Source organism: Cellulosimicrobium sp. AB352 (genome assembly GCF_049538415.1).
GTDB lineage: Bacteria > Actinomycetota > Actinomycetes > Actinomycetales > Cellulomonadaceae > Cellulosimicrobium > Cellulosimicrobium funkei.
In genome coordinates, this window is sequence record NZ_JBMVFX010000001.1 from 174,209 (window position 1) to 192,452 (window position 18,244).

Annotated in this window: 15 protein-coding genes and 1 tRNA gene; 11 read left to right on the forward strand and 5 right to left on the reverse strand. The window is 75.5% G+C overall.

The genetic code is table 11. The features are described from left to right. The first annotated feature begins 57 nt into the window (after window positions 1-57). From ACPCUX_RS00805 to ACPCUX_RS00820, 4 genes are all read left to right on the forward strand, one after another. The gene (locus ACPCUX_RS00805; RefSeq protein ID WP_423387980.1) at window positions 58-1,323 is read left to right on the forward strand and encodes a CynX/NimT family MFS transporter; all 1,266 of its coding nucleotides are present in this window, start codon (window positions 58-60) and stop codon (window positions 1,321-1,323) included. Between the two features lie 69 nt (window positions 1,324-1,392). After that, window positions 1,393-2,082 (forward strand): YoaK family protein, encoded by a 690-nt coding sequence (locus tag ACPCUX_RS00810; protein WP_137280583.1) that lies wholly within the window; start codon window positions 1,393-1,395, stop codon window positions 2,080-2,082. Window positions 2,083-2,183: 101 nt separating this feature from the next. Beyond that, on the forward strand, window positions 2,184-3,038 hold the full coding sequence (locus ACPCUX_RS00815; RefSeq protein ID WP_409141679.1) for an SDR family NAD(P)-dependent oxidoreductase: 855 nt from the start codon (window positions 2,184-2,186) through the stop codon (window positions 3,036-3,038). A gap of 149 nt (window positions 3,039-3,187) precedes the next feature. Further along, a complete protein-coding gene (locus tag ACPCUX_RS00820) occupies window positions 3,188-3,679 on the forward strand; it encodes a hypothetical protein (RefSeq protein ID WP_144723274.1) in 492 nt (163 codons plus the stop codon). Window positions 3,680-3,767: 88 nt separating this feature from the next. On the opposite strand, the gene ACPCUX_RS00825 is transcribed toward ACPCUX_RS00820, so the two are convergent. Then, window positions 3,768-3,855, reverse strand: a tRNA-Leu gene (locus ACPCUX_RS00825). Between the two features lie 218 nt (window positions 3,856-4,073). Here ACPCUX_RS00825 and ACPCUX_RS00830 point away from each other — a divergent pair. Continuing rightward, window positions 4,074-5,366: an AI-2E family transporter gene (locus ACPCUX_RS00830; protein WP_255438188.1), complete on the forward strand. Its 1,293-nt coding sequence runs from the start codon at window positions 4,074-4,076 to the stop codon at window positions 5,364-5,366. A gap of 37 nt (window positions 5,367-5,403) precedes the next feature. On the opposite strand, the gene ACPCUX_RS00835 is transcribed toward ACPCUX_RS00830, so the two are convergent. Further along, a complete protein-coding gene (locus tag ACPCUX_RS00835; protein ID WP_076404766.1) occupies window positions 5,404-5,706 on the reverse strand; it encodes a DUF1905 domain-containing protein in 303 nt (100 codons plus the stop codon). A 68-nt stretch (window positions 5,707-5,774) separates the two neighbouring features. Then, on the reverse strand, window positions 5,775-7,178 hold the full coding sequence (locus tag ACPCUX_RS00840) for an APC family permease (RefSeq protein WP_423387981.1): 1,404 nt from the start codon (window positions 7,176-7,178) through the stop codon (window positions 5,775-5,777). Window positions 7,179-7,286: 108 nt separating this feature from the next. Between ACPCUX_RS00840 and ald the strand changes: the two genes are divergently transcribed. The 3 genes from ald (at window position 7,287) to ACPCUX_RS00855 (ending at window position 11,357) form a co-directional block, all read left to right on the forward strand. Further along, window positions 7,287-8,402 carry an alanine dehydrogenase gene (gene ald, locus ACPCUX_RS00845; protein ID WP_061267724.1) on the forward strand — a complete coding sequence of 372 codons (1,116 nt, stop codon included), beginning with the start codon at window positions 7,287-7,289 and terminating at the stop codon, window positions 8,400-8,402. Between the two features lie 100 nt (window positions 8,403-8,502). Continuing rightward, on the forward strand, window positions 8,503-9,138 hold the full coding sequence (locus tag ACPCUX_RS00850; protein WP_144723273.1) for a GNAT family N-acetyltransferase: 636 nt from the start codon (window positions 8,503-8,505) through the stop codon (window positions 9,136-9,138). 77 nt (window positions 9,139-9,215) lie between these two features. Continuing rightward, window positions 9,216-11,357 carry a M3 family metallopeptidase gene (locus ACPCUX_RS00855; protein WP_423387982.1) on the forward strand — a complete coding sequence of 714 codons (2,142 nt, stop codon included), beginning with the start codon at window positions 9,216-9,218 and terminating at the stop codon, window positions 11,355-11,357. A 91-nt stretch (window positions 11,358-11,448) separates the two neighbouring features. Here the strand turns inward: ACPCUX_RS00855 and ACPCUX_RS00860 are convergent, their stop codons facing one another. Next, the gene (locus ACPCUX_RS00860; protein ID WP_423387983.1) at window positions 11,449-12,168 is read right to left on the reverse strand and encodes a response regulator; all 720 of its coding nucleotides are present in this window, start codon (window positions 12,166-12,168) and stop codon (window positions 11,449-11,451) included. Continuing rightward, window positions 12,165-13,493 carry a sensor histidine kinase gene (locus ACPCUX_RS00865; protein WP_423387984.1) on the reverse strand — a complete coding sequence of 443 codons (1,329 nt, stop codon included), beginning with the start codon at window positions 13,491-13,493 and terminating at the stop codon, window positions 12,165-12,167. Before ACPCUX_RS00865 ends, ACPCUX_RS00860 begins: the two co-directional genes overlap by 4 nt. A gap of 167 nt (window positions 13,494-13,660) precedes the next feature. On the opposite strand from ACPCUX_RS00865, the gene ACPCUX_RS00870 reads away from it, so the two are divergent. The 3 genes from ACPCUX_RS00870 (at window position 13,661) to ACPCUX_RS00880 (ending at window position 18,240) form a co-directional block, all read left to right on the forward strand. Beyond that, complete coding sequence (locus tag ACPCUX_RS00870; protein WP_198163064.1) at window positions 13,661-14,119, forward strand: hypothetical protein; 459 nt, start codon at window positions 13,661-13,663, stop codon at window positions 14,117-14,119. Between the two features lie 241 nt (window positions 14,120-14,360). Then, window positions 14,361-16,079, forward strand: coding sequence for a multicopper oxidase family protein (locus ACPCUX_RS00875; RefSeq protein WP_144723269.1), 1,719 nt, complete (start codon window positions 14,361-14,363; stop codon window positions 16,077-16,079). 787 nt (window positions 16,080-16,866) lie between these two features. Next, window positions 16,867-18,240, forward strand: a complete 1,374-nt coding sequence (locus tag ACPCUX_RS00880) for a M20/M25/M40 family metallo-hydrolase (protein WP_423387985.1) — start codon at window positions 16,867-16,869, stop codon at window positions 18,238-18,240. Window positions 18,241-18,244: the final 4 nt, after the last annotated feature.

Sequence of the window (18,244 nt, forward strand, 5' to 3'; positions counted from 1 at the left end):
CTGCTCCATATTCATCCCATGATCCCATCATCCGCCGACCTCAGTGTGGAGTGTAGCGTGACCACCCTCTCTCCCTCCCGACCCCGCGTGCGCCCCGGACGCCTCACGCTCTGGGCGGGCTTCGCCGTCGCGCTGACGGCCCTCAACCTCCGGACGGCGGTCACCGGGTTCACCCCGCTGCTGGAGATGGTGGGCGCCGACCTCGGGTTCGGGGTCGCCGTCGCGGGGCTGCTCGGCACGGTCCCCGCGGCGTCGTTCGCCGTGTTCGGCTTCCTCGCGCCCGCGGTCACGCGGCGGTTCGGGCTCGAGCGGACGGCGACCGTGGCCCTCGCTCTCACCGCGCTGTCTCTCGTGCTGCGCGCGTCCTCCCCGACGACGACCGTGCTCGTCCTGTCGACGGTGCTCGCGCTCGCGGGCATCGGGGCGGCCAACGTCGTCATCGTGCCGCTGGTGAAGGCCTGGTTCTCCGACCGGCTCGCGCTGTGGACCTCGCTCTACCTCCTCCTCCTGCAGACGGGGCAGTTCGCCGCCCCGCTGCTCGCGGTGCCGGTCGCCGAGGCGAGCAGCTGGCGCCTGTCCGTGGGGCTCTGGGCCGGTCCGGCCGCCGTGGCCGCCGTCGTCTGGCTGCTGCTCGCGCTCCGGCTGCCCGCCGCCCATCACGCGCCCGCACCCGTCGCGGCGGCCGGTGCGCGCCTCCGGGTGGGCCGGTCGTCCACCGCGTGGGGCCTCGTCGGCCTCTTCGCCATGATGTCGCTGTCGAACTACGCGATCATCACGTGGGTGCCGGCGGTCCTCACCGACGCCGGGGGCAGCGCCGCGCTCGGCGGTTCCATGGTCGCGCTGTACTCGGCGTGGGGCGTGCTCGCGGCGCTGGTGGTGCCCCAGGTCGCCACCCGGATGACGAACCCGTTCGTCGTCGTGGTCGCGTGCTCGGTGGTGCTCGTCGCCGGGTACCTGGGCCTCCTGCTCTCCCCGCTCGACGGCACGGCGGTGTGGGTGTGCGCGCTCGGCATCGGGGTGAGCACCTTCCCCCTGTGCATGACGCTCATCAACCGGCGCACGCGGACGGCCCAGGCGGCGTCGGCCGTGTCCGGATTCGTCCAGGGCATCGGGTACGGGATCGCCTGCTTCGGGCCCCTCGGGCTCGGCCTGCTGCGCGAGGCGACCGGCTCGTGGTCCGTCCCGCTCGTCGTGCTCGCCGCGACCGCCGTCCCCGGGGTCGTGGCCGGCTGGTTCGCCTGCCGACCCCGCTTCGTCGACGACGCCGTCGTGGTCGCCGACCGTCCGGCGGACGACGTGGAGGACCGCGCGGCCGACGCGTGACGCCGCACGCGGGCTCGGGGCGGCGCCCGCCGACGCGCCGCGGCGGGTCCCGGCCCGTACGGTCGGACGATGACCGACCCGCGCGACCGGCCGTACGTGGCCGGCCTGCTCGTCCTGACCGTGGCGACGGGCGTCGTCGACGCGGTGAGCTACCTCGCGCTGGACCAGGTGTTCACCGGCAACATGACGGGCAACGTGCTCTTCGTCGGGTTCGCCGCCGCCGGTGCGGGCGGGATCCCGCTGCTCAACAACGTCGTCGCGCTCGTCGCCTTCGTCCTCGGCGCCGCCCTGTGCGGGGTGCTGCTCCGTGGGCGCGCCGACGACGCGCGGATGCCGCGGCGCGCGCTCGGCGTGCTCGCCGGGGGAGCGGTGCTCGTGGTCGCGGGCGGCGCGCTGTGGCTCGCCGTCGGGCGCCCGCCCACGCCCGCGGTCCTGGCCCTCACCGCCGCCCTCGCGCTCGTGATGGGCGCCCAGGCGGTCGCCGCGCGGGGCGCCCACGTCCAGGACGTCTCGACCGTCGTCGTCACCACGACGCTCGTGAACCTCGCCCTCAGCAGCCCGCTCGCGGGCGGTTCCGGAGAGGGCGCGGCCCGACGCGCGGGGGCCGTGCTCGCGATGGGCACGGGCGCGGCCGTCGGCGCCGTCGTCGTGCGGTCGTGGTCCGGTGCGGCCGGCCTGCTGCTGGCGGGCGTCCTCGTCGCGGTCGGCTCGACGACGCTCGCCCTGGCCCGCCGCCACGACGCCGTGGCGCCGCGCTGACGCGCCCGACGGGCTCGCCGGGCGCCTCAGCCGCGCTCCGGCTGCCAGCCCTCGGTCCCGCGGCTAGCCTCGCGGGACGGCACCCTCGGAGGGAGAGCGGGATGAGCCAGGGACGAGTGGTCGTGGTCACCGGCGCGGCGCGCGGGATCGGGCGCGCGACGGCGGTTGCGTTCGCGCGGGCGGGCTATCGGGTCGCCGGCCTCGACATCGCGGCCGTCGCGAGCCGCGCGCTCGAGTACGAGCCCGCGAGCCCGGCCGATCTCGCGCGGACCGGCGAGCTCGTGGAGGAGGCCGGGGCGTCGTGGCTGCCGCTGGTCGCCGACCAGCGCGACCTCGCTGCCGTGCGCGCGGCGCTCGGGGAGGTCGTCGAGCGGTTCGGTGGCCTCGACGTCGTGTTCGCCAACGCCGGGATCCAGGGCTTCGCCTCGGTCCTCGACATGAGCGACGAGCTCTGGGACGACACGATCGACGTCAACCTCACCGGCGCCGCGAACGTGCTGCGCGTCGCGGCGCCGCTGCTCGTCGAGCGCGGCGGCGGGCGGATCATCCTCACCTCGTCGACCCAGGGTCAGCACGGCACGCTCGAGGGCAGCGCGTACTCGGCCTCCAAGTGGGGGCTCATCGGCCTGATGAAGTCCGCGGCGCTCGACCTCGGCCCCCACGGGATCACCGTCAACGCCGTGATCCCCGGCCTGATCGACACCGCCCTGACGCGCCACGAGGAGCGGTACGCCCAGGCCCTGGAGTCGTCGGGGAAGGCGCCCACCGGCGACGTCGCCCGCGACGAGCAGGCGGCCGCCGCCGGGCTGGCGAGCAAGCTCCCCCTCGGGGTGCCGTGGCTCGCGCCGGACGACGTCGCCCCGGCCGTCGTCTTCCTCGCCTCGCCGGAGGCGTCCATGATCAGCGGCACGAGCCTCGCGGTCACCGGCGGCGACAGCGCCAACGTCACGGCGTGAGCCGACGCGTGGGGCACGGCCCCTCCGGTGCTCAGGCACCTCAGGCTCGGAGCACCCCGGGGCTGAGGAGGTGCGGCGCGCGCTGAGGCCCTGGGGCGGGTCGGGACGGCGCGTTCGACCGATCCGGGACGGGGCGCCTCAGGACGAGCGTGAGCACCGTGCCCGCCATCGACCCGCAGCTGCCCGTCCTCGTCCGCACGGCCCGTCTCGTCGGCACCTCGGTGCTGAGCATCGGCGCGGCGGTCGCCCTCGTCGCGTGCGCGGCAGCCACCGACCCTATCGACCCGCCCGTCGCGGACCGCACGTATCTCGGGCTGCCCGCCGAGGGCGGCGAGGTGCACCCGTGGTCCGACGCCGAGACCCCGGCCGTCGGCTACGCGCGCGGCGGCGAGCCGCAGACCGTGAACGTCGTGACGTTCGGGTCGAGCTCGTGCCCGCTCGTCCCGGTCGACTACACGTGGGACGCCGAGGAGCGCGCGCTGAGCTTCCGCCTCGGTCGCCGGGCGGGCACCGACGAGCGCCCCTGCACGCTCGACACCGCGCCGTCCACGAGCGTCGTCGTCGTGCCCGGCCTGCCTGCGGACGAGGCCGTGACGATCCTCACCTCGGGCGACGACGTCGTCCTCCCGCCGGGGCGCTGACACCACGTGCGCGCCAGGGGACTGGTGTGTGCCCCGGGGACGACGAAGGCCCCTGGTCTGCGTTTCCGCAGGTCAGGGGCCTCGATCATGGTGTCCGGAGGGGGACTTGAACCCCCACGCCCGATAAAGGGCACTAGCACCTCAAGCTAGCGCGTCTGCCATTCCGCCACCCGGACGAGTGGACCTTCCCGGCGTTTCCGCCGTTCCGGTGCGGGGAAAAACATAGCACGGTTCGGGGGTGGTTCTCACATCGCCGTCACGGCCCGGACCAGGGCCGCGACCTCGACCTCGACCTCGTCGTCCAGCTCGACCAGGGCCGTGCGCGGCGCCCGGCGTGCGGGGACGACCTGGGGCAGACTGGGCGGATGGTGGCCACGACGCGACGGAGGCACGCGTGACGGACGAGCAGCGACCCGCGGCAGGCCCGGCACCGACAGCACGGCCGGGCTCCGGCTCCGACCGCTCGGCGGCGTCGGTCAAGCACCTCGCCGGGGCGTCGAGCGCCGCGCGCAAGGTCGCGGGAGCGCGCCGCAACCCGTCGGTGGTGGGGTACGACGAGACCGTGCCCGCCTGGCTGCGCACGACGGCCGGCTGGTCGTGGCGCCTGCTCATGATCGTCGCGGCGGTCGCGCTCGTCTTCTTCGCGACCGCGCAGGTGCAGCTCGTGTTCGTCGCGGTCTTCCTCGCGCTCGTCATCACGTCCGTCCTGCGGCCGGTGACCGACTTCTACAGCAGGATCATGCCGCGCGGCCTGGCCACGGGGCTCGCGATCCTCACGGCACTGCTCTTCTTCGCGGGCCTGCTGACGTACGTCATCACGTCGGTCGCGGGCCAGTGGCAGAGCCTCGCGGAGCAGTTCGACCAGGGCATCGAGCAGATCTTCGACTTCCTCGAGAACGGCCCGCTGCCGGTCACGATCACCGCGGACGACGTCAACGGCTGGATCGACAACGGGCGCCAGTGGCTCACGGAGCACGGCGGCGACATCGCGAGCCAGGCCGCGGCGAGCGCGGGCTCCGTGTTCGAGGCGTTCGCGGCCATCGCGCTCGCGATCTTCTGCACGGTCTTCTTCCTCGCCCGCGGCAAGGACATGTGGACGTGGTTCCTCAACCAGCTCCCGTCGCGCTCGCGCGACAGCTGGAAGATCGCGGGCGGCGCCGGCTGGTACACCTTCTCCGGCTACGCGCGCGGCACGGTGATCATCGCGCTCGTCGACGGCATCCTCGCGGGGATCTTCCTCGCGATCCTCGGCGTCCCGCTCGCGGCGCCGCTCGCCGTCCTGGTGTTCATCGGGGCGTTCATCCCGATCATCGGCGCCCCGCTCGCGATGATCATCGCCGCGATCGTCGCGCTCGCGGCCAAGGGCTTCCTCATCGCGCTGATCGTGACGATCGGCATCGCGCTCATCGGGCAGTTCGAGGGTCACGTGCTGCAGCCGCTCGTCATGGGCAAGCAGGTGTCGCTCCACCCGGTGGTGGTCGCGATCGCCGTGACGGCCGGCACCCTGCTCGCCGGGATCCTCGGCGCGGTCGTGTCGGTGCCGCTCGTCGCGGTCGCGTGGTCGGTGTTCTCGCACCTGCGGCACAAGGATCCACCGATGGAGGACGAGCTGCCGACGGCGAAGGAGATCGCCCTCGGGGACGTCGGCCCGGGCGTCACGCCGCCCCCGGAGGGCGCGACGAGCTGACCTCGCGCCGTCCCTGCCCGGGCGGCCGGGACCGGGATCACCGCGGGACGGCGGAGACCCCCGCGTCGAGCCGGACCGAGACGTGCACGGTGTCCCCGACGTCCTTGCCGGTCGCGGCTCGCACGGACCGCAGCACGGCGAGCAGGTGCGGACCGCCGTAGGCGACGAGGGACGCGTGGTACGCGACGTCGTCGACCGCCGCGAGCACGGGGACCCGGCCGCGCGTCCCGAACAGGTCGAGGACGTCGACGGGGAGCGTGACGAACGCTCCCGACCGTGTCCCGGCGGCGACCACCACGGCGTCGAACTCCACCGGGCCGGGGTCCGTCCACGTGGGCATGGCGTCGACCGTAGCGGAGAGCGCGGACGCGGGGAACGGGCCACCCGGGTGACTTGCGCGCGGCCCGGTCAGCCGCGCTCGGACCCGGCGGACCGGCCCGCGGCCCGTCCGCGCGCGGCGCCGCGGCGGACGAGCGTCACCACGACCGCGGCCGCGGCGAGCAGCGCCGGTGCGACGAGCGACGCCCCCGCGAGGAGCAGCAGCACCGCCGTCAGGGCCGCCGCGACCGCGGCGAGCCACCAGCCGGGAGAGCGTCGGGGGAGCAGGCGCAGCGCCGCCACCATGCCCAGCGCGTAGACGGCCACCATGCTGCTCGTGTGGACGCGGACGAACGGCTCGAGGTCGAGCCCCGTGGCGACGAGCACCGCGAGGTAGCCCGTCGCGAGCGCGAGCGTGACGGCCAGCGCGCGGCGCGGGACGCCCGCACGGCCGGCGAGCGCGGCGAGGGGGCGTGGGAGGTCGCCGTCCCGGGCGAGCGCCTGCCCGAGGTTCGCGAACGCGGCGAGGTACGCGGTGAGCACCCCGGACGTGACGACCGCGGCGACGACGCCCACGAGCACCGGACCCGCGCCGGGCGCGCCCACGCGCGCGAGGTCGAGGAGCGCGACCGTCCCCGTCCCCGCGTCCGTGCCGAGCACCCCGACCGTCGTGACCTGGAGCGCCAGGTACGCGACGCCGACCACGACGAGCGCCACGCCCGTCGCGGTGGGGATCGTGCGCCGCGGGTCGTGGAAGTCGGCCGAGACGTGCGTGCCGACCTCCCACCCCGCGAACGCCCACACGAACAGGCTCACGGCGGACCCCACGCCGGACCACCCCTCGCTGAGGAACGGCGTGAAGCGCTCGGCGCTCGCCGCCGGCGCCGCCGCCGCGACGACCGCGACGACGGCCGCGAGCAGGAGCGTCGTCAGACCGAGCTGGACGGCACCGGCCACGCGCACCCCGAGCGCGACGGCGAGCGCCGGCACGACGACCAGCGCGACCGCCACGACCGGGACGACGGCGCGGTCCGCCCCGACGACGGCGACGACGTACTCGGCCCCGAGCACCGCGACGACGGGGACGCCCGCGCACACGCCGAGGAAGAACCAGTACCCGGTGGCGCGGGCCGCCGTCGGGCCGAGCGCCGCACGCACCGCGCTCGCGACCCCGCCCCGGTCGGGGTGCCGTGCGGCGAGCGCGGCGAACGTCCCCGCGAGCGGCACGCTCGCCACGAGGACGAGCGCGACGGCGAGCACGGACGCAGGCCCGGCGACGCGCGTCGCGAGGCCCGGCAGCGCGAGGACGCCGGTCCCGAGGACGCTCGCGACGTACAGCGCGCTGCCGCGCGCGAGGCCCAGCGTGCCCGCCGGGGTCGGGGCTGGGGCTGGGGCGGAGTCGGGCGGGCTGGTGGGCAGATCCCGTCCGGAGGGGGAGGGCGGGCCGCCCGTCGGGGCGGGGTGGGTCGTCGTGCGGGAGGTCGTCGGATCCACCCGCCCACCCTGGCAACGCCGGCGGGGCCGGACGAGTGGCAGTCAGGACACGCAGGCACAAGATCCTGCCACCCTGCGCACGACGGCCGCCTGCGGCCACACTGGACCATGAGGATCGGGATACCCACCGAGGTCAAGAACCACGAGGACCGCGTCGCGCTCACCCCCGCCGGCGCGCACCACCTCGTACGGGCCGGGCACGACGTGCTCGTCCAGTCCGGGGCCGGGACCGGCTCCCACCTGCCCGACGCGGAGTTCGAGAGCGCGGGAGCGCGCATCGTGCCGACCGCCGAGGAGGTCTGGGGCGAGGCGGAGCTCGTCTGCAAGGTCAAGGAGCCGGTCGCGAGCGAGCACCGCTTCCTGCGCGACGACCTCCTGCTCTTCGCCTACCTCCACCTCGCGGCCGACGCGGCGTGCACGCGCGCCCTGCTCGACGCCGGCACCACCGCGGTCGCCTACGAGACCGCCCGGGCCCCGGACGGCACCCTCCCGCTCCTGGCGCCCATGAGCGAGGTCGCCGGACGCATGGCGACCCAGGTCGGCGCGTGGCTCCTCCAGCGCCCGGCAGGCGGCCGCGGCGTCCTGCTCGGCGGCGTGCCCGGGACGCGACCCGGCCGGGTCGTCGTGCTCGGGGGCGGCACCGCGGGGCGCCACGCCGCCGAGATCGCCGTCGGCATGCGCGCCGAGGTCACGGTCGTCGACCTCGCGCTGCCCGTGCTGCGCGCCGTCGACCGGGAGTTCTCCGGGCACGTGCGCACCGTCGTGTCGAGCGCGTACGCGATCGAGCGCGAGGTGCTGGAGGCCGACCTCGTCGTCGGCGCCGTGCTCGTCGCGGGGGCGCGCGCCCCGCGCCTCGTCACCGACGACCTCGTCGCGCGGATGCGGCCCGGCGCCGTGCTCGTGGACGTCGCCGTGGACCAGGGCGGGTGCTTCGAGGGGTCGCGGCCCACGACCCACGACGACCCGACCTTCGCCGTCCACGGCACCACGTTCTACTGCGTCGCGAACATGCCCGGCGCGGTTCCCGTGACGAGCACGCTCGCGCTGACCAGCGCGACGCTCCCGTACCTCGCGGCGCTCGCGGACGGCGGGGTCGACGCGCTGCGGGAGGACCCGCTCCTGCGGTCGGGGGCGTCCACCCACCGCGGCACGCTCCTCAACGCGGCGGTGGCCGCCGCGCACGACCTGCCGTGGACGCCCGTGGAGGACGCCCTGCGCCGGTGACGCACCCGGGTCCGGGACGGTCGAGAGCGGACGTCGCTGCGCGTCCACGGGCCGGGAATCCGGGTGACGCCGTGCGGCGCGGCGTGCCAGGCTCGGGCGGGTGCACCCCTTCGCCCTCGACGACGGCCACGTCCACCTGTCGAACCCGACCCTCGACGACGTCGACGCGATCACGGCCGCGTGCCAGGACCCGGACGTCGCCGCATGGACGGTGGTGCCGTCGCCGTACACGCGCGCGGACGCGGTGCAGTTCGTCGAGGAGTACGTCGGTCCCGGGTGGGAGCGCGGGGACGTCCTCACGTGGGGCGTGCGCGAGAGCGCGGGCCGCTCGGGCATCCCCGGCCCCGACGGCGTGGGCCCGGTCCTCGGCATGATCGGCCTGAGCCTCGACGACGCGCCCGAGGGCCGGCGGTCGGCCGAGATCGGCTACTGGACCGCCCCCGGTGCCCGGGGCCGGGGCCTCATGACGGCTGCGGGCCGCCTCGTCGTCGACTGGGCTCTCGACCCCGAGGGGGCGGGTCTCGCGCGGCTCTTCTGGCAGGCGTACGTCGGCAACTGGCCCTCGCGCCGGACCGCGTGGCGCCTCGGCTTCCGGGTCGAGGGCACGGTGCGCGGCTTCGCGCTGCAGCGCGGCGAGCGACGTGACGCGTGGCTCGGCACGCTCCTGCCCGACGACCCGCGCGAGCCGGCGGAGCCGTGGCCGGCGGACGCGCCGCCGTCGGGCCGCGCGGCCTGACGCCGTACCGCCACGGCGCTCCCGGGCGGCGGGGTGTCCGTTTCCGTCGTGCCCGCCCGCGGGCCAAGATGGGCACCATGACCTCCGAGCCCACGACGCGCGCCGACGCGCCCGCGCCCACCACCGCGCCGGCCCTTCTCGACCTCGACCCCGCCAACCCGTTCGCGGCGCCGTCGGTGCTGCCGTACGAGCTGCCCGACTACGACGCCATCCGTGAGGAGCACTACCTCCCGGCGCTGCGGGCCGCGACGGCCGCGCAGCGCGCGGCGATCGAGGCGATCGCGAGCGACGACGCGCCGCCCACCGCCGCGAGCGTGCTCGAGGCGCTCGAGCGGTCGGGCCGCGACCTCGCGCGCGTGCTCAACGCGTTCTACAACCAGCTCTCGGCCGACGCGACGCCGGGCCTGGAGCAGATCGAGGAGGAGTTCGCGCCCGAGCTCGCCGCGCACCACGACGCGATCTACATGGACGCGCGCCTCTACGCCCGCGCCCGCGCGCTCCAGGACGCGGTGGACGCCGGCGAGCAGACCCTCGAGCCCGACGCCGCGTGGCTGCTCCGCACGCTGCTCGTCCGGTTCCGCCGCTCGGGCGTGGAGCTCGACACGGAGCAGCAGGAGCGCCTGCGCGCGCTCAACGGCCGCCTGACCACGCTCGAGGCCGCGTTCGGCCGCAAGCTGCTCGCGGGCGCGAACGCCGCGAGCGTGCTCGTCACCGACCGTACGGAGCTCGAGGGCCTGGCCGAGGACGCCGTCGCGGGCGCGGCGGCGGCCGCCGCCGCGCGCGGGCACGAGGGCGCGTGGCTGCTGGAGATGCAGCTCCCCACCCAGCAGGGCGTCCTCGCCTCGCTCGCGCGCCGCGACGTGCGCGAGCGCGTGCAGCACGCGTCGGAGTCGCGCGGTGCGACCGGCGACGACCACGACACGCGCGAGATCGTGCTGGAGACCGTGCGCCTGCGCGCCGAGCGCGCGCGCCTGCTCGGCTACGAGCACCACGCCGCGTACGTCGCGGAGGACGCGACCGCCAAGACGACCGAGGCCGTGAACGCGATGCTCGGGCGGCTCGCTCCCGCCGCCGTCGCGAACGCGCGCCGCGAGGCGGCCGACCTCGAGACGGCGCTGCGGGCCGACGAGCCGGGCGCGACGCTGCGCGCGTCCGACTGGTCGTTCTACGCCGAGCGCGTGCGCAAGGACCGCTACGCGCTCGACGACGCGCTGCTGCGCCCGTACCTCGAGCTCGAGCGCGTCGTGCACGACGGCGTGTTCCTGGCCGCGAACCGCCTGTTCGGCATCTCCTTCGCCGAGCGCCACGACCTCGTCGGGTACCACCCGGACGTGCGCGTCTTCGAGGTGTTCGACGCCGAGACGCCGGGGGAGCCGGGCCAGGGCCTGGGCCTCTTCCTCGCCGACTGGTACACGCGCGAGTCCAAGCGCGGCGGCGCCTGGATGAACAACCTCGTCGACCAGAACCACCTGCTCGGGCAGAAGCCGGTCGTCGTCAACAACCTCAACATCGTCAAGCCGCCGGCCGGCCAGCCCACGCTGCTCGTGTGGGACGAGGTCATCACGCTCTTCCACGAGTTCGGGCACGCGCTGCACGGCCTGTTCTCCGACGTGCGCTACCCGTCGCAGTCCGGCACCGAGGTGCCGCGCGACTTCGTCGAGTACCCCTCGCAGGTCAACGAGATGTGGGCGTGGGAGCCGTCGGTCCTGCGCTCCTACGCGGTGCACCACGTCACGGGCGAGCCGATGCCTGCCGAGTGGGTCGACACCATGCTCGCCTCGCGCCAGTTCAACGAGGGCTTCGGCACGACCGAGTACCTCGCCGCGGCGCTGCTCGACCAGGCCTGGCACCAGGTCGGGCCCGACGGCGTCCCCGCGTCGGAGGCGGACGTCGTGCCGTTCGAGGCCGCCGCGCTCGAGGCCGCGGGCGTCGCGTTCGCGCCCGTCCCGCCGCGCTACCGCACGACGTACTACAACCACGTGTTCGGGGGCGGGTACGCGGCCGGGTACTACTCCTACATCTGGTCCGAGGTCCTCGACGCCGACACGGTCGAGTGGTACCGCGAGAACGGCGGCCTGTCGCGCGAGAACGGCGAGCGCTTCCGCCGCGTGCTGCTCGCGCGCGGCGGCTCGCAGGACCCGCTGCAGTCGTTCCGTGAGCTCCGCGGCCGCGACGCCGACATCGCGCCGCTCCTCGCGCGCCGCGGCCTCGACGCCTGAGGTGTGGGCCCCTCCCGTCGCGAGGTAGAGCCGTGGTAGCGCGAGGTAGAGGCCTGGTCATGACCACGCCTCTACCTCGCGGACCTCGGCTCTACCTGGGCGGGGTGCCCGGGCGGACCAGGCCGGTCTCGTAGGCGACGACGACGAGGCCGGCCCGGTCCCGCACCCCCAGCTTGGCGAGGATACGGCCCACGTGCGTGCGGGCCGTCGCCGGGCTCATGAACAGGGCCGCGCCGATCTCGTCGTTCGTCAGGCCGCGGCCGACGTGCGCGAGCACCTCGCGCTCGCGGTCCGTGAGCCGGTCGGCGACCGCGGCGACAAGCGCCTCGTCCCGTCGCCCGGCGTTCACCGCCTGCGCGACCACGCGCGCCGTCACCGCGGGGGAGAGCAGCGCGTCGCCCGCCGCGGCAGTGCGCACCGCGCCGCGCAGCTCGTCCGGGCTCGCGTCCTTGAGCAGGAAGCCCGACGCCCCCGCCCGTAGCGCCGCGAAGAGGTTCGTGTCGTCGTCGAACGTCGTGAGGACCACGACGCGCGGTCCGGCCGCCGCCCCGTCCGCGCCCGTCGCGCCGTCCGGTAGCCCCGAGCCGGGGGCCGCGTCGTCGACAATCTGCCGAGTGGCCGCGATCCCGTCGAGCACGGGCATCTGGAGGTCCATGAGAACGACGTCGGGGCGCACGCGGCGCGCGAGCGCGACGCCCTCGCGACCGTCGGCCGCCTCGCCGACGACCTCGACGTCGTCCGCGCGCTCGAGCAGCGCGCGGATGCCCGTCCGCACGAGGGGCTGATCGTCGACCAGCACGACGCGGATCACGGGGCACCCCCGCCTGAGGAGTGCGGGCCCCGCACGGCGGCCGTCCCGCGCACCGCGGCGCCGGGCGTGACCGGCACGCGCGCCCGCAGCCGGAACCCGCCGCCGTCGGGTGCGTCGGTCTCGACCGTGCCGCCCAGGACCGCGACGCGCTCGCGCAGCCCGCGCAGCCCGAGCCCGCCACGGTCCGTGGCGTCACCCCCGCCCCGTGCCCCGGGGCCGTCGTCGCGCACCTCGACCGCGAGCACGTCGCCCGGTGCACCAGGCGCACGCTCCAACGCCACGCGGACGACGGCGGCGTGCGCTCCGGCGTGCCGCAGCACGTTGGTCAGGCCCTCCTGGACGACCCGGTACGCCGCCGCGCCCGCGGCGGTACCCTCCGCGGTCCCCGAGGGCAGGTCGACGTCGAGGGTGACGTCGAGCCCGGCCGCCCGGGCCGTGAGCGCGAGGTCGTCGAGCCGGTCGATGCGCGCCTGTTCCGCGAGCCCCGCGGGCGCGGCCGTCCCGCGCAGCGCGCGCACCGCGGCGCGCAGGTCCGCCAAGGCGGTCGTCGTGGCCGTCCGGACGAGCTCGAGCTCGGCCCGCGCGGTCGCGAGCGCGTCCGACTGTGCGGCACCGACGGCGTCCACGTCGTCGAGTGCCTCGCGGGCGACGTTCGCGTGCAGCGAGACGACGGCGAGGTGGTGCCCGACGACGTCGTGCAGGTCGCGGGCGACGGCCTCCCGGTCGTGCGCGAGCCGGTCGGCGGCCTCGAGCTGGAGCGTCTGCTCGCGCAGCGCGTCCGCGTGGCGCCGCTGCTCGTCGCGCTGCCGGCGGGTGAACGACCCGTGCCCGAGGGCGATCGCCGCGGCCATGAGCGCCACGGTCGTCGCCAGCTCGTAGCCGATGACGTACCGGACGTCGTCGCCCTCGGCGAGCCGGAAGTACGTCGAGGTGACGACGAGCGCCGCCGCGACCCCGACGGCCCAGCCGAGCCGGCCCGCGACGGCCGCCGAGTACAGGGCGACCGAGACGGGCAGGGCGAGGCCGATCGCGGGCAGGTCCAGCGTGTAGTAGGCGCAGATGACGAGCGCGGTCGCGACGAGGACCCCGACGGGGAAGCGGCGCCGGCCGAGCACGAGCAGCCCCAGCACAAGGGCGATCGGGTACGCGACCCACGGGTCGGCCCGCGTGCCCCCGACGTCGGCGGCTATGGCGAACGCGACGACGTCGAACACCGCGAACCCCAGCAGGGCGTCGACGAGCCACGGCGGGGGCGACGAGCGCGACGGCCGGGTCGCGGGAGGCGACCCGGCGGGCCGGTCGTGCGGGAGATCGCGAGACGTCACGACCACCGAGTCTAGGAAGACACACCCTGACGCGCGTCCGTCGTGGGGCGGGTCCAGGTCAGGGGTCGGCTACGTCGAGACGCGTACGCCCGGGGCGCGGGACGACGCATCGCGTCACGCGCCGGGGCGGACGCGGCGCCGCACCGCCGCTCCCTAGCGTCGACGTCATGAACCCGACTCCCGGACCCGCACCCCACCGCCCGGTCCCGCCCGGCCCGCCGCGCCCCACGCTCGGCGAGACGGTCCGCTCGCTGAGCTGGCCGCTCGTCCTCGGGCTCGGCGCGCTCGCGCTCGTCCGACCGCTCCTGAGCGTCACCGGCCTCGACGACGCGATCGGACGGCCCGCGGCGCCCCTGCTCGCGACCCTCGTGCTCACGATCCTGTGGGTCGGCGCGATCGTCGTCGCCCGCCCGGCGCACCCGCTCGCGACCGGCGTGGCCGTCGGGCTCGCCTACGGTGTCCTCGCGCTGATCCTCAGCGCCCTGCTGTCGCCGATCCTCACCGGCGAGCTCCAGGGCCCCGTCGCGCACCCCGTCGCGATCGTTCCGATGCTGCTCACCAACGCGGCCTGGGGCGCGTTCGCGGGAGCCATGGCGCTCGGTCTCCTCGCGGCCCGACGTCGTTGAGACCCCACCAGCCGACGTCTCGCCGCGCCACCCCGCTTCCCCGACTCCGAGACCGCCCCGTCCCTGGCACCACCCCGAGCCGCGGCCGCGCGCGCTCGGGGTCGGCTCCGGGCATGCGTACGCTGCCGAGCGGACGCGCCCGGCACCGCCCGGTACCTAGCGTCGACAGCGTCGCCCGCACCGCCGGGCCGCCGTCGAACCGCACCCGCCGCCCGCCGTCGTCCACCCTGGAGAAGACCCGATGACGACCACGCACACCACCCCGCCGCCCGCCGTCCCCCCGACCTCCGGGGCACCCGGCGGACCGCCCGGACGTCGCCCACGACGGCGGCGTGGCCCGCTCGTCCGCGTCCTCCTCGTGCTCGGGCTCGTCGTCGTCCTGCTCGTCGGGGCCGTCGCAGTGGTCGTGGGCGTCGCGTGGGCGCGCGCCGCGACGAGCACGGCGGGAGCCGTGGAGTTCACGCGGCCGCTCGCCGTCCCGCCGCTCGCGGAGTCGCGCGTGGAGGACGGCGTGCGCGTCTTCGAGCTCGAGGCGCGCGAGGGCGTCGCCGACCTCGGCGCGTCCGCCCCCACTCCGACGATCGGGCTGAACGGCGACTACCTGGGGCCCACCTTGCGGGCCGCGCGCGGGGAGCGCGTGCGCGTCGACGTGACTAACGCTCTCGACGAGACGACGACGCTCCACTGGCACGGCATGCACCTGCCGCCCGCGATGGACGGCGGCCCCCACCAGATGGTCGAGCCGGGCGAAACGTGGTCGCCCACGTGGACGATCGACCAGCCCGCCGCGACGCTCTGGTACCACCCGCACCTGCACGGGCAGACCGCGAGCCAGGTGTACCGCGGGCTAGCGGGGATGTTCCTCCTCGACGACCCTGCCGCCGCCGACGGCCTGGCCGCCGACCTGCCGCACGAGTACGGCGTCGACGACGTCCCCGTCATCCTCCAGGACAAGAGCTTCCACGCCGACGGGCGGCTCGACGACGCCGTCTCCTTCTTCTCGCCGGTCGGCCCGCTCGGTGGCACGGTGCTCGTCAACGGCACCCCGGGGCCCTACCTCGACGTCGCGACCGAGCGCGTCCGTCTGCGCCTGCTCAACGGCTCCGACTCACGCGTCTACGACGTCGGCCTCGCCGACGGCGGCACGGTCCAGCTCATCGGGACCGACGGTGGGCTGCTCCCCGCTCCGCAGTTGGTCGAGCGCGTGCGCCTCTCCCCGGGCGATCGGGCGGAGGTCGTCGTGACCATGACCCCGGGGCAGCGCGCGGTCCTGCGCAGCTTCCCGCCCGAGCTGGGCGTCAACCCGATGTTCGAGCGCTTCTCGGGCGGCGAGGACACCCTCGACCTCCTCGAGCTCCGCGCGGCCGGCACGCTCGAGCCGAGCCCCGACATCCCGGGCACGCTCGGCGCCGCCGACCCCGCGGACGCGCTCGACGAGTCCGACGCCGTGCGCACCCGCCGCTTCCAGCTCGCCGGTACCGCGATCAACGGGCGCTCCATGGACATGGCGCGGATCGACGAGGTCGTCACGGTCGGCGAGACCGAGGTGTGGGAGGTCACCGGGCTCGACGACACCCCGCACAACTTCCACGTGCACGACGTCCGGTTCCGCGTCCTCGACGTCGCAGGACAGCGGCCCGGGCCGGACCTCGCCGGGTGGCAGGACACGGTCTACGTCCAGCCGGGGCACGTGACGCGCCTGCTCGTCCGGTTCGACGCCGCCGAGGGCACGACCGATCCGACCACCCCGTACATGTTCCACTGCCACCTCCTCACGCACGAGGACCGCGGCATGATGGGCCAGCTCGTCGTCGTCGCCCCGGGCGAGCAGGCGCCGTCCCGTATCGACGTCCCCGACGGCGGCACCCATCAGGAGCACGACGCCGACGCGCTCCCGGGCGACGGCACCGGCCCCCGCCACACCCTCGCACGGGACGGGAAGCACGACCCTGACCACTGACCCGTCGAGGTAGAGCCGTGGTTGTGCGAGGTAGAGCCGTGGTTGTGCGAGGTAGAGCCGTGGTCACCCTGCCCGACGGCGTGTGGTCGCCCTGGGTGGTCGTGGTGGGTGGTGGTGCCGCGTCTACCATCCGCCGTTCTTTCCTCGCGGCTCCCGCCAAGCCCGCCACGACGCGGCACCACCACCCACCCCGCCCGGCGTCGTCTTGCCTCGGTCTGTGCTCGCCCCGGGTGGCTGCCCGCGGGACCGTCGATCTCGCGACTTGCGCTTCGCGGTCCACTTCTCTCGCGTCGCTCAGCGGCGCTCACGGCTGCACCGTGGTGCCGCGCCCTGGCGGCGCGCAGGTGATCTTGACGCGTCTCGTGCGTCTCGTGCGTCTGGTGCGTTCGGGTGCTTGCCCGATCCGCGCCGCTCACCGCCCGGGTTCAGCCCGGGCGACCCGACGGCCCTCGGCGGGGCCGACCACCTCGGATGGTGACCCAGCCGCAATGGTGGCCCCGACCGCGACGGGCGACCGGCCGCCGTCGGACACGACCACGGCTCTACCCGACCGGGCAGCGTTCTGCTTCGGTGGACCACGGCTCTACTTCGCGTGACCAGGGCTCTATCTCGCGTGACCAGGGCTCTACCTCGCGTGACCACGGCTCTATCTCGCGTGACCAGGGCTCTATCTCGCGTGACCAGGGATCTACCTCAGCCCACCGGGGTCCTCGCTCGGCGTGTCCGGCATACGGGCGGTGGGGCGGGGCGGTCCGCACGCCCGACGGCGACGGGTAGCGTGTCGCTCATGACCGCTCCGCACCCGGACTTCCTGGCCAGCGCCCCCGCGGCGACCGACGCGACCCCCGGCGCGGTGCCGCGCGCCGAGGACGAGGTCGTGCGGATCTGCCGCGAGCTGCTGCGGATCGACACGTCGAACTTCGGCGACGGGTCGGGCCCGGGGGAGCGGGCCGCCGCGGAGTACGTCATGGGGCTGCTGCACGAGGTCGGGCTCGAGCCGGAGCTGTTCGAGTCGGAGCCCGGCCGGGCGAGCGTCGTCGTGCGGCTCGAGGGCGCGGACCCGACGCGACCGGCGCTCGTGCTCCACGGCCACCTCGACGTCGTCCCCGCGCAGGCGCAGGACTGGTCGGTGGACCCGTTCGCGGGCGAGGAGATCGACGGCCTGCTGTGGGGGCGCGGCGCCGTCGACATGAAGGACATGGACGCGATGATCCTCGCGGTCGTGCGCCAGATGGTGCGCGAGGGTCGCAAGCCCGCGCGCGACGTCGTCGTCGCGTTCTTCGCGGACGAGGAGGCGGGCGGCGCCTACGGGGCGCGCTACGCCGTCGACCACCGGCCCGAGCTGTTCGAGGGCGCGACCGAGGCGATCAGCGAGGTCGGCGGGTTCTCGGTCGAGGTCGGGGGGCGGCGGGCCTACCTGCTCCAGACGGCGGAGAAGGGCATCGCCTGGCTGCGCCTCGTCGCGGAGGGCCGCGCCGGGCACGGGTCGCAGGTGAACGACGACAACGCGGTGACGCGGCTCGCCGAGGCGGTCGCGCGCATCGGGACGCACCACTGGCCGAACACGCTCACGCCGACGGTCGACAAGCTGCTGCGCGGCGTCGCGGACCTCACGGGCCTGCGGTACGACCCCGAGGACTCCCGGTCGATCGAGGCCCTCGTGGCCGCGCTGGGCCCGGCGTCGCGGTTCGTCGGCGCCACGGTGCGGCACACGTCGAACCCGACGCAGCTCTCCGCGGGCTACAAGGCGAACGTCATCCCCGGCCGCGCCGAGGCGGCGATCGACGCGCGCCTCCTGCCGGGCCACGAGGAGGACGGGTTCGCGACGCTCCGCGCGCTCGCGGGCGAGCACGTGCGGGTCGAGGAGATCCACCGCGACATCGCGCTCGAGGTGCCGTTCGAGGGCGACCTGGTGGACGCCATGGTGGACTCGCTGCTCGCGGAGGACCCGGAGGCGACGGTGCTGCCGTACACGCTGTCGGGCGGCACGGACAACAAGTCGCTCGCCCGCCTCGGGATCACGGGCTACGGCTTCGCGCCGCTGCGCCTGCCCGCCGACCTCGACTTCTCCGGCATGTTCCACGGCGTCGACGAGCGCGTGCCCGTCGACTCGCTGCGGTTCGGCGTGCGCGTCCTGGACCGGCTCCTGCGCACCTGCTGACCGA

What these genes read in the sequence shown, in the direction of transcription:
- ACPCUX_RS00880 (WP_423387985.1), top strand. Translation starts at nt 16,867, where the DNA reads ATGACCGCTCCGCACCCGGACTTCCTGGCCAGCGCCCCCGCGGCGACC.
- ACPCUX_RS00870 (WP_198163064.1), top strand. Translation starts at nt 13,661, where the DNA reads ATGAACCCGACTCCCGGACCCGCACCCCACCGCCCGGTCCCGCCCGGC.
- ACPCUX_RS00875 (WP_144723269.1), top strand. Translation starts at nt 14,361, where the DNA reads ATGACGACCACGCACACCACCCCGCCGCCCGCCGTCCCCCCGACCTCC.
- ACPCUX_RS00810 (WP_137280583.1), top strand. Translation starts at nt 1,393, where the DNA reads ATGACCGACCCGCGCGACCGGCCGTACGTGGCCGGCCTGCTCGTCCTG.
- ACPCUX_RS00815 (WP_409141679.1), top strand. Translation starts at nt 2,184, where the DNA reads ATGAGCCAGGGACGAGTGGTCGTGGTCACCGGCGCGGCGCGCGGGATC.
- ACPCUX_RS00855 (WP_423387982.1), top strand. Translation starts at nt 9,216, where the DNA reads ATGACCTCCGAGCCCACGACGCGCGCCGACGCGCCCGCGCCCACCACC.
- ACPCUX_RS00835 (WP_076404766.1), bottom strand. Translation starts at nt 5,706, where the DNA reads ATGCCCACGTGGACGGACCCCGGCCCGGTGGAGTTCGACGCCGTGGTG.
- ald (WP_061267724.1), top strand. Translation starts at nt 7,287, where the DNA reads ATGAGGATCGGGATACCCACCGAGGTCAAGAACCACGAGGACCGCGTC.